The organism is Enterococcus mundtii (assembly GCF_002947535.1).
Lineage (GTDB): Bacteria > Bacillota > Bacilli > Lactobacillales > Enterococcaceae > Enterococcus_B > Enterococcus_B mundtii_B.
Window position 1 is genome coordinate 92415 of sequence record NZ_PUAP01000022.1, and the last position, 10355, is coordinate 102769.

10 protein-coding genes are annotated in these 10355 nt (G+C 39.8%); all 10 read right to left on the minus strand.

The features are described from left to right. Positions 1-4 precede the first annotated feature (4 nt). On the minus strand, positions 5-442 hold the full coding sequence (locus tag CUS89_RS07735; protein WP_019723779.1) for a PTS sugar transporter subunit IIA: 438 nt from the start codon (positions 440-442) through the stop codon (positions 5-7). 12 nt (positions 443-454) lie between these two features. Beyond that, positions 455-2227 (minus strand): PTS mannitol-specific transporter subunit IIBC, encoded by a 1773-nt coding sequence (locus CUS89_RS07740; RefSeq protein ID WP_104871684.1) that lies wholly within the window; start codon positions 2225-2227, stop codon positions 455-457. A 256-nt stretch (positions 2228-2483) separates the two neighbouring features. After that, positions 2484-3500, minus strand: a complete 1017-nt coding sequence (locus tag CUS89_RS07745; RefSeq protein ID WP_104871685.1) for a hypothetical protein — start codon at positions 3498-3500, stop codon at positions 2484-2486. A 50-nt stretch (positions 3501-3550) separates the two neighbouring features. Next, positions 3551-4090 carry a hypothetical protein gene (locus CUS89_RS07750; RefSeq protein WP_104871686.1) on the minus strand — a complete coding sequence of 180 codons (540 nt, stop codon included), beginning with the start codon at positions 4088-4090 and terminating at the stop codon, positions 3551-3553. After that, positions 4087-6009 (minus strand): peptidoglycan amidohydrolase family protein, encoded by a 1923-nt coding sequence (locus tag CUS89_RS07755; protein WP_104871687.1) that lies wholly within the window; start codon positions 6007-6009, stop codon positions 4087-4089. Before CUS89_RS07755 ends, CUS89_RS07750 begins: the two co-directional genes overlap by 4 nt. Next, entirely contained in the window at positions 6006-8408 is a 2403-nt protein-coding gene (locus tag CUS89_RS07760; protein WP_374955050.1) for a VirB4-like conjugal transfer ATPase, CD1110 family, read from the minus strand. The genes CUS89_RS07755 and CUS89_RS07760 overlap by 4 nt, the downstream gene beginning before the upstream one ends. Next, the gene (locus CUS89_RS07765) at positions 8392-8775 is read right to left on the minus strand and encodes a PrgI family protein (RefSeq protein WP_104775812.1); all 384 of its coding nucleotides are present in this window, start codon (positions 8773-8775) and stop codon (positions 8392-8394) included. The genes CUS89_RS07760 and CUS89_RS07765 overlap by 17 nt, the downstream gene beginning before the upstream one ends. Before the next feature lie 48 nt (positions 8776-8823). Beyond that, positions 8824-9630 (minus strand): hypothetical protein, encoded by an 807-nt coding sequence (locus tag CUS89_RS07770; RefSeq protein ID WP_104871689.1) that lies wholly within the window; start codon positions 9628-9630, stop codon positions 8824-8826. Positions 9631-9643: 13 nt separating this feature from the next. After that, positions 9644-9847 carry a hypothetical protein gene (locus CUS89_RS07775; RefSeq protein ID WP_034686920.1) on the minus strand — a complete coding sequence of 68 codons (204 nt, stop codon included), beginning with the start codon at positions 9845-9847 and terminating at the stop codon, positions 9644-9646. A gap of 184 nt (positions 9848-10031) precedes the next feature. Further along, positions 10032-10355, minus strand: a 324-nt coding sequence (locus tag CUS89_RS07780; protein ID WP_146103410.1) for an RNA-guided endonuclease InsQ/TnpB family protein, incomplete at its 5' end; no start/stop codon positions are given.

Below are 10355 nucleotides of genomic sequence, written 5' to 3' on the forward strand. Positions count from 1 at the left end.
CTCCTTAAGCAATTGCTAGATTGTGTGTGACTTCTTCTTTGCTCAGTGCATCTGCCAATTGAACAACATTGTCCATGTCGCTACAGTAAAGTGCGATTTGTTGCACTAATTGCAAATGTTCTTCTCCTACACCAGCGATACCAAACAAGACTGTCGCAATCTTCTCTTCTTGTTCAGTTCCGAAATTGACACCATCTGGTACTTGGATCACACAGATCCCTGATTTTTTTACGAATGCTTTGGCTTCATCTGTTCCATGAGGGATCGCGATAAAATTCCCCATATAGACGGACAACATCGCGTCACGTTCCACCATTGCGTCAATGTATGGTTCTTCGACACAACCTGCTTCCACCAATTTTCTTCCACAGTATCGGATGGCCTCTTCTTTTGTGGCAAAAGCTTTATTCAACTCGATCATATCAAATGCTAATTCAGACATTTTATTTCCTCCTTACGCTACTTTTTTCAAATAGTGAGCAATCGTTTCATATTTTTGTGGACTGACCATCGTCGCCACTGAAAAATGGAGTGAATGGGGTGCTACTGAACGTGCTACCTCAGACAATGATTCTCTGGAAACGATCAAGGTGTTCGGTTGCTCCGTCAACTCTTCAATATTGATTTTTTTCAAAGGGATCTCCAGTTGGTTTTTCTTTAAAATATCTTTCAATAAGGACATTCCCATTGTCGCTGATCCTGCACGATCGTCATGAACAAGTAAGATCTCTTTGACATCTTTTAATTCAGATAAATCCAAATCATCCGTTGAAGCAGAAGTGATTGGTTGGCTTAGTTGTGTCTCTTCCTTACTTCCTAATGCTTGGATGATTTCCTCATACTTTGGTGAATTCAAGAAGTTTTCTACTGCAACGAAATGAGCATGTGGCGCTTTTTGTTTTGCCCGTTCCTGTAACTCGACTTGGGTCACGATCAATACGTCCGCTTCATCAGACAATTGACTGATGGCTTGATTCGTCACGACTTGAGGTAAATTATGCTCTTGGACTTTTTTTCTTAACAAGGAAGCACCCATTGCACTTGAGCCCATCCCAGCATCACAGGCGAAAATGATTTTTTTGATTGCTGATAAGGCTGGTTGTCCTTGACTAGTTGTTCCAGTTCCTTTCGCTTGTTGTTTCGCTTGACGAGTCGCTTCTACTGATTTTTCAAAATCTTCACTTGTTTCTTTCGCATCAGCTTTTAGAATGACCGCAGAGATCCCGAAAGAAACGGCTGTTGCAGCCACGATCCCTAGAATAACTGGTAAGTAAGCACTCAATGGTGCCATTGCTAAAATGGCAATGATCGAACCCGGTGAAGCTGGGGCACGTAAGCCTGCATCCATCAATTGGAAAACGAAACTACCAGTCATCCCACCAAAAATCACTGATAAGAATAATAACGGTTTCATCATTACGTATGGGAAATAGATTTCATGGATTCCACCTAAGAAATGGATGATCATTGCACCCGGTGCAGATGATTTTGCCGCGCCTTTACCAAATAATGTGAAAGCTAACAATACACCTAGACCTGGTCCAGGATTTGCTTCCAATAAGAACAGGATCGATTGACCGGCTGTAGCCACTTGTTCTGTTCCTAAGGGAGTCAAAATACCGTGGTTGATCGCATTATTCAAAAACAAGATTTTCGCTGGTTCGATAAAGATACTCGTCAATGGAATCAAATTTGCATTTAAAATTGCTTCAACACCTGTTGCCATCGCTTGTGTCAGTGTGTCCACTACTGGACCAATTGCAGAAAATCCGATCAATGCTAACGCAAAACCGATCAATCCTGCGGAGAAATTATTGACCAACATTTCAAAACCTGATTTGATATGTTTTTGAAACACTTGGTCGAATTTCTTGATGGCAAAGCCACCTAACGGACCCATGATCATGGCACCTAGCATCATTGGAATATCTGTCCCAACGATCACACCCATCGTTGCAATTGCCCCGACAACTGAACCGCGATCACCTCCGATGACTTTCCCTCCGGTGTAACCGATCAATAAAGGAATCAAATACGTCAACATCGGGCCGACCATCGTAGCGAATGCTTCATTTGGTAAATAGCCATCTGGAATAAATAATGCAGTAAGAACGCCCCAAGCAATCAGCGCGCCGATATTTGGCATCACCATACTGGATAAGGTACTTCCTAACTTTTGTACTTTTGCTTTGAATGAAATTTTATTTTTTGGCATCGTCTCTTCCACTTCAATCGCTCCTTTTTCTCTTTCTTTAACCAAATTGTATCCGCTTACCAATTAGATAAATAGTCGTACTTTGTCACGATCATTTGTGCCAAAACATGGAGTGATCAAAATAAGCGTTTTGATGCAAGACTTCTGGTACTGATTAGAGACGCTGAAACAGTTATTTTCTTCATTTAAGGGAGCATTTTATCTGTAGATACCTACGAAAAGGCGCATCCTCGTGATCTTTTGGACTTTTTTTTGCAAAGTGAGTTTTTTATTCCGTTGATTCTCCTAATCGAGCCAGTCGCTCTTCCCAAAGCGCTAGATTTTCAGACGTATCGGCTGACGCCTCATAGAACGTAATGAAATCTAAGATAATCGTTCCTTGCTCTATGTAAGCCGCCATCACCGCTTTTAATTCTTCCGTTTGGATTTGTTCAAACGCTTCTTTCGCTTTGTTCATTTCTTTTTCTTTCAACCAATCAAGACTTTTTTCAAAATAAAACTGATCCAGTGCTAACGTGATCTCCGGATGTTTCAAGTGGCGATTCAACACAACGGCTTCTTGTACTTGTTCCAGCTCCAAATAAGCAATCGCTAACTTGACTTGGCGCTTTTCCGTCAATTGTTCCACGTGGGTCGCAATCACTTTTTTCCAATCTTTATAATAAAAAGCCAGATCAAAGGTGGCATTTCCTGTTGGCTTTTGCTCATTCAACTTCTCTATCCAAGAAAATTCCTTTTGTTCTACTAAGTGATTGATCAATTGCTGATACTGAGCAGGATATTCTTCCGCAGCTTCTTCATACGCACCTGTTTCTACTAATGATTGCCATGAACTTTTCTGATTTTCTTCGGTTGTCGCTTGCTCATTATTTGTTCTTTGTTCAACAAACAAACCGACACCTTGAATCACAACAAAAACGATTACTCCACTAAGAAGTAATCGCTTGATGATTTTTTTCCAATTGATTTGTAACAACTGATTTTTTTTCAGCGTGTTGCTTGAATGAGGGAACTGACTCTTCTCTTTTGTATTGGCTATTTCTTGCTCCCAGTGTTGACTTAAGATCTCTTCAATCTCCTCTGTCAAAGGAAATTGAAGCACTTTTTCTATCATCATTTCTCCCTTACGATCATAAATACGTATGCGACATTGTCCTTGTGTGTTTGCTAGCAAAACTCGTCGATTTTCAGTTTCTAAATCTTCCAAAGCCTGAAACAAATCCAACTGAGTCTCTTTTACTTGTAAGTGATGGATCTGATCGATGATTACAGTTTCTTTCGCCATACGTTGTCACTCCCCTCATTCATTTTTGTTGCGTCCCTCTGTAAGGTCCCTCATTGCTCAATCGTTGTGTCTTCATAAAAAGAAATCAACTGCTCGAGACCCTCCAATAAATGGCGATGACTATCAGTGTCATAGAGATAAGTCAGTTTGACGCCCACACGATGGCGAATCTCTTTTTTTACAACTCCACCTTCTTCATTCAATAAAGACGTTGTAAAATCAACCAAACAGAGGACTTCGACTGTTTCATCACTCGTTTGTTTAAAATAATGCTCGCTTTTAAGCCAGCGACTAAAGCCAAAACGTTGCGGACTATGCGTTTGTTTACCTAGTTCTGCTTTTGCTTTTTCTTTCATCTTGTTAGAAAGAGCATCAACATATGCGGTGTAATTGTCGCCGACTGTTTCAAACGTATAATAAGCTTGTAAAAATTCTCTGACTTGGGCTTCCGAAAGTTTTCCGGATTTCTGTTCAGACTCTTGTCTTTGTTCTTGTGAACAAGAGCTAACAGACCTGCCAACACTAAAAGTCACGCTACCAAACAGAAAGAAAGCTAGAATGAGACAAAGGAAGCGGGATTTTGTATTCATTTGTTTTCTCCCAACAATCGATAGAAATAAACAGGGGCTAGCTGGAAATCACCTGCATACCCTTCAAATGGAGTGATGACGATATCGCCTTCTTGACCATACCCTCGTGCAGTAGCAGGTGTGCAATGAAGGATCGTTTTACCACCATCGTCTAAAAATAGCCCTGTATGGCCATAACTACCTAAAGAGTGTCCTTTCTTCCCCCATACAAACAAGTCGCCGGCTCTGACATTTTCTCGACTGATCGGCATCAGGAAAGTCCCTTCCAACGAATACAATGTCTCAGTGCTACCTAATGGAACAGGCAAACCGACACTTCTCATCGCCCACAGAACAAAAGAAGAGCAATCATGGTAAGGAAAGGTGCCTCGTTCAAAGCCTTGTGAGTATTGAACGTTTTTACGATACAATGTTCTGGCTTGTGTCAACACCTCTTGACCCACTGTGTGATTCGATTGCCAGAGTAAGCTCATCTCTTTACTGCCACCTAGTTGCACAAATAATTCTTTGATCGCCGGTACCCAGTATTGATTTAAGCCAAGAGGATCATTACTTGCACCTACAGGACAATACACACTTCCGAGTTGCTCGACTGTCAGCAGTCTTTGGTTCACGATCAGTTGGTTCAGTGTTCGTGCGGTAGCCGCAATCCCCTCTTCAAGTGTACTGTAGGAAAGCAACTCGTTCTCTCGCATCAACCCACCGGGATTGTTCTTTTCTCGAATCCCTTCGCTCGTTCCCCAAGCAGTTTCGTGGATCATGATGGCTGCTAGAACAATGGGGGAGATATTATTCTTTTTAGCTTCTTGGATGATCGTCTCTGCATGATCACTAAATGCGTGACAATGCAGTAAAATCACTTCTCGAAATTTCTGTTCATTGAATGCAGTATCTGTTTCAATGGGATCAAGCTGTGTCTCATTGTTATCGACTACATTTGGAAAATAAAAAGCTGGATTGACGGTTTCCCCTTTTTTCTGGTAAGACAGATACAGTTCATCTTGTTTCACTCGCCCAATCTCTGTCCCCACCGATACCATCTGTCCTTCAGTAGCTGTTAGATCGACATCATGATAAGTAATGCTTTGGTTGTTCGTTATGATGGTTACGTTCTCTTGGTCTCTTGTAATTTCTCCAGCGATTGCAGCGACTATGCTTTCTTTCGGTTCTGTCTGGATGAGCAGTCCTTCAAGTAAGCTTTTTTCTTGATTTGTTACGTAATAACCAAAGCGTTGTTTTATGCGTAAAGAGTCTGTTTCTTTCAATGGATTGCTTAATTCAGTCAAACTTGCATAAAGACCAATTTCTGCTAACAGCTGTCTGCGTTCTTTCCACTCCGGCGTCCAAGTGATCACTTGCGACAATGATCGTGATGTTAATTTGATTTGACCTTCGTTACTGTCTACTCGCCACATCTGTTCATGCAATCCTTGGATCGTTTCTTTAAGAGCATTTGGTTTTTCTAATTGGTCATCATAAGCCATATCTAAATAAATCAGCACCTCTTCAATATCAGTCCTGATCACGACTTCATTTGCAGCTACTACTCGTTCATTCACTAAAATCGTGTTCTCTGTTGTCTTTAATTTTAGTGTCAATTCCGCATCCAATTCGGTCAAATATTTCCAGACCTTCGTCAATTCAAGCTCATTGATTTTGATCGTAGCAGACGAAACGAAGCCGATCATACTGAAAAAGAGAAAAAATATGAGAATGCTAACACCAACAAATAGGTAAAGGCTAACTTTACTACTGATCGAAGTTTTATTTTCAAGTACAGAAAAATCAACTATTTTTGTCTGATATTCAAGCATGACTCTGCGAGGATCTATCGTTTTTCTACGCAGAAAATATCTATTACTCCTTCGTTTACTTCGTGCTTTCGCGGTCTCTCCAATGCCTACATCGTTTTTTTTCATGGCGATACTTCCTGTCGTAATCTGTGACGTTCGACAGGATCAGTGGTGATCAATTCATAAAGTTTTGTTGTTGGATCAACAGTGTTGGAAAAAGGGACAATGGCATTTCCTGCCCGTATCAATCCTGCTCCTTTGATTGGATTGAGTAATTGTCTTTGTTGCTGATACGAAAGGTTGAACAAAGAAGACAGCTCATCTAGATCACTTTTCGCTTGTTTCAACATAATGATAAATTCCGTATTACTTAACATCCGACGTGCTTTATCTGACAATAATAAGGTTTCGACATTTTGAGTGATACCAGTGGCAATCGCACCCCATTTACGGATTCGGCTCCATAGTTCAAAAAAATAATTTTCACAGTAAGGATCATTTAACAGGAGTTGCATTTCATCAATATAGATCCAAGTAGTGATGCCTCTGTCTCGATTGCGAACGACCCGATTCCACACTTGTTCCAACACAACCATCATCCCAAAAGTTTTCAATTGGTTCCCTAGTTGTTTCGTATTGTATATCACAAAGCGTTTATTTAAAGAAACATTAGTTGGTTTAGAAAACATCGAAAGGGAACCATCAATGTATAACTCTAAATCTAACGCCAATGTCTGAGCCTCTTTTTCTGGTTGTTCTTTTAAAAGCGGAAACCAATCTTCCGCCAATGTCGGCGCTGATTTTTCTGAGCTTTTTTGAAAATTGAAATACGTCAATCGCGTGACACGATCAATAATCGATCGTTGTGCTGAATTTAAACCAGTTGGCCCACCGATCAAGGCTTCACAAGCGGTCAAGAGAAAGTCAGATTTCAATTTTACTGGATCTGCCTCTCCTCTCAAGTCTTCTGAAATATCTAGTAAGTTGATGAAGGTATTGGTATTAGGGGCGATATTGATGATCTGAGCATCAAAATCATTGCCGATGATCGTATCTTCATCTTCCGGATCGATCGAAATGACCTCATCTTCTGGATTTTTAAGTAACGTCGTGATTTCTTCATATTTTTTGGCTACGCCTTTACCTGAACCAGAGCTACCTAAAATCATCCCACTGGGCGTGTTTAGTTGCTTGCGATCGATTCTTACACTATTTTTGGTCATTTCATTTTGTCCATAATATTTGCCATCTATATGATCAAGATCTTGCGCTGAAAATGGCATAAAAATCGCTGTACTTTCTGTCGTCAACGTCCGTTGTTGTTCGATCCAATTTTTGCCTAAAGGTAAGACCGAATTGAATCCTTCATCTTGTAGATAGTCTAATGCATTGAAATGACAACGATTTTTACGCCCAACATGTTGGACTTGTTCCGCAATATCAGCAAGTTTTTCTTTTGTCTGGGAACGAAAATAAACGAGGAAAGTCACAAAATACAATTTTTGACCGGTTTTTACTAGATCGTCTAATAAAGCTTCGGCTTCCTTGATACTATTGGTCAATTCATACGGAATACTTGAATAAGGATCATAGCCTTTTTGTGTCGCTTTTCTTTCAGCAGTCGTTTTGTCCCCTTCCATATAAGCTTTTTTAATTTGAACCAACTGATTTGCTTTTTCAGAATCCACTGGTTCAATGTGGATCGATAAACACAACTCTTCGCCAATATCCATTAATTCTAAGATCAATTTATCTGAAAGTTTGGTGGGGTAATCTTTCAAATAAAGGACTTGGGCATAGTCTGAGCCAATTTCGATATAGTCTTTTGCTTTAAAGCTGAAACTGGATGGGGTAACAACTGCTTTTGTCGACAATCGACTATAAACTAAATCTGTATAATTGAACTGAAACCATTCATTAGGTTTGATCAATTCATGGAGCAGTTGCAACCGATCTTTGCCAGAAAGTGATCGACTACTTGATTCGATTTCCGAAAGGCTATGACTAAGTTGTTGCTCGATGCGCGCCAAGGAATGTTTGGCTTGGTCATAATCAGTGGCTTGCGTGCTGAAGGTCAATAAATTTTGTTTGCTAAAATTCGTTCCTCCTTCTGTCATGGTACGCCGAAGCATTTCATTCAATTCTCGACGGTAAATGTCCTGTCTCTCCCCTGTTTCTATATAGAACAATTGCTTTTCAAGTTCCTTTTGTTCGATTTGCTTTTTTCTCAAGGTAATCGTTAGATGCGTTCGTTCGTCACAACTATCTAACAAGGTACAATATCCCTGAAAAATGGCTTGTTGGTCTTCAATAGGTGCGATTTGGTAATTGACATCTGAAAACTGGATACTTTTAGAATATCGTCCAGAAGTGAGTTCACAAATTCCACTTTCATACATTTTTTCATAACGAATCTTCCTTTGTGCCTGTTTAGCTGGTGCTGATTTTCGTTCTTTTTTTCCTCTTTTTTTCTTTTGCTTGTGTAATAGTTTGGCTAAGGAAGACTTTTTAGTTCCCTTGTTCACTTCGATATTTCTCTGTTTTGCTGATTTTCCTCGCTGAAATCCCCTCATGATCTTCCTCCAAACGAGCATTTTGATATGGATAGTACTTTGTTGCGATAAGATGGCGCCAACGGATAAGGAGATATTTTTCTAAAGGTAACTGATTTTTTTTGATCCAACCCACCGATAAAATCGGACTAGTAAAAAACATCAATACAATTCCTAGATCATCAATTGAATATCCCCAAATGAAATGATTAAGTAGACCGATCGGCAAAGTCACGATTAAAGCCAATGAAATAACGATAACCTGTCTTAAAGAGAAGCCAAAAAAGATCTTCTCTTGATACTCTTTGATTTCTTTTCTGATCACGACTTCAATCGCCATTTTTCACACTCCTTTTCCCACTCATGCCGCAACGATGATCGCTTTCGATCATTTCATGGTGTAAAACAAACACATGGATAGTGCCAAGCAATTACCGACAATCGCACTGATCACTGCAATCATCCCCTGTTTCTCATCAAATGAAAAAACAGTACTCACTAATAATGGATAAATGTTCAAAACGATAAAAAGCAATACACCTTGTAAAGAAGCCGCACCAAAAAGTTTTAAAAAATTCTTTCCGACATGCCCGATTTCTGTATTCACTAAAGCGACAATCGGTAAAGGTGAAATACTTAAATAAAGATACATTTCCAAAAAGCGTAAAAAGATCAGCACTTGAGCAAGGACGCTAACAATGATCGATAGAATCAAGGGAACGAGCAAGATCATCAACAACACCATTTTTTCAAAAAAACCTAACTGATCGATCTGCTCCATCACGTTGAAGATATCCATTGTCTGATCCGTCACACCTCGAATCTCCAATTGATTGATTCCTTGACTAACAAAAATACCTACATCCATAATGGCACTGAGGAAAACCATCAAGTGGCGTAAAAGCAGTACGGTCAATCCGATTTTGATAAACAATGGCAAGAAAAAATCCAGTCCACCAAACTCTGACTGCTTGCCATATAGTCGATGTGCGAGTTGTTGAAATTCGATCAATAATAGAAATCCTAGTAGTGAATAAGCAATAGGTTTGACGACACTTTCCATGATCGTCACACTATAACGATAGATTTCCGGCAAATAATGTTCGAGGTTTTGCAAAAGACTGTTTTTATGATTCGTCGATAAACTTAATTGTTCAGCAATCGTTTGTAGTAGAAATTCGATCGCACCGTCCATCCTTTTTCGCTCCTCACATTGAAATATTCGTGATCCACGCACCAGCAGCTAAAATCACTGCACCGCCAACGATTTGAAAAATGGCATGTTGCATCCCTGGCCCATTATGCTCTTTGATTGCAACACCTAATTGGATGATGCCCCATACGGTCAGTAAGCTTCCTGCGGTGATGATCCCATTGGAAAATAAAGACATTGCTTGATTGAAATAATCCATTTGCATCTGCTACTCAAAATATAGACAAATATATCTATATCGAGATTTCTCTACTACTTCACGTAGTTAGAATTACTGTTTCATCGAATGCCGCCTCGTCACTTCCACACTACTACGGTTTGTCTCATTCTCCACAGTCGTTAATTCCCGACTAAGCCATCGGTACATATGCAAAGTTCCGATCTTATGCAATCACTTTGTATTCCTTCACATCTTTCAAATTCATGCTCGCGTTATAATCTCTATCTGCTACATATCCACACTTCTCACAGTGATAGGTACGCTCAGATAGCTTTAAATCCACTTTCTTATGCCCACATTCATGACATCGTTTCGAGCTAGGATAGAATCGATCGACTAGTCTTAACTCAATATGATAGACTTTACATTTATCTGCTAATTTTTTACGAAAAGCATAGAAAGATTGCTCTCCCACAGCTTTTGAAAGATGCCGGTTTTTCATCATCCCCTTGACATTCAAATCTTCGATTGTGATATAAGCTGGTTT

Coding starts and splice junctions, on each gene's coding strand:
- CUS89_RS07735 (WP_019723779.1), bottom strand. CDS start 442: ATGTCTGAATTAGCATTTGATATGATCGAGTTGAATAAAGCTTTTGCC.
- CUS89_RS07745 (WP_104871685.1), bottom strand. CDS start 3,500: ATGGCGAAAGAAACTGTAATCATCGATCAGATCCATCACTTACAAGTA.
- CUS89_RS07750 (WP_104871686.1), bottom strand. CDS start 4,090: ATGAATACAAAATCCCGCTTCCTTTGTCTCATTCTAGCTTTCTTTCTG.
- CUS89_RS07755 (WP_104871687.1), bottom strand. CDS start 6,009: ATGAAAAAAAACGATGTAGGCATTGGAGAGACCGCGAAAGCACGAAGT.
- CUS89_RS07765 (WP_104775812.1), bottom strand. CDS start 8,775: ATGGCGATTGAAGTCGTGATCAGAAAAGAAATCAAAGAGTATCAAGAG.
- CUS89_RS07770 (WP_104871689.1), bottom strand. CDS start 9,630: ATGGACGGTGCGATCGAATTTCTACTACAAACGATTGCTGAACAATTA.
- CUS89_RS07775 (WP_034686920.1), bottom strand. CDS start 9,847: ATGGATTATTTCAATCAAGCAATGTCTTTATTTTCCAATGGGATCATC.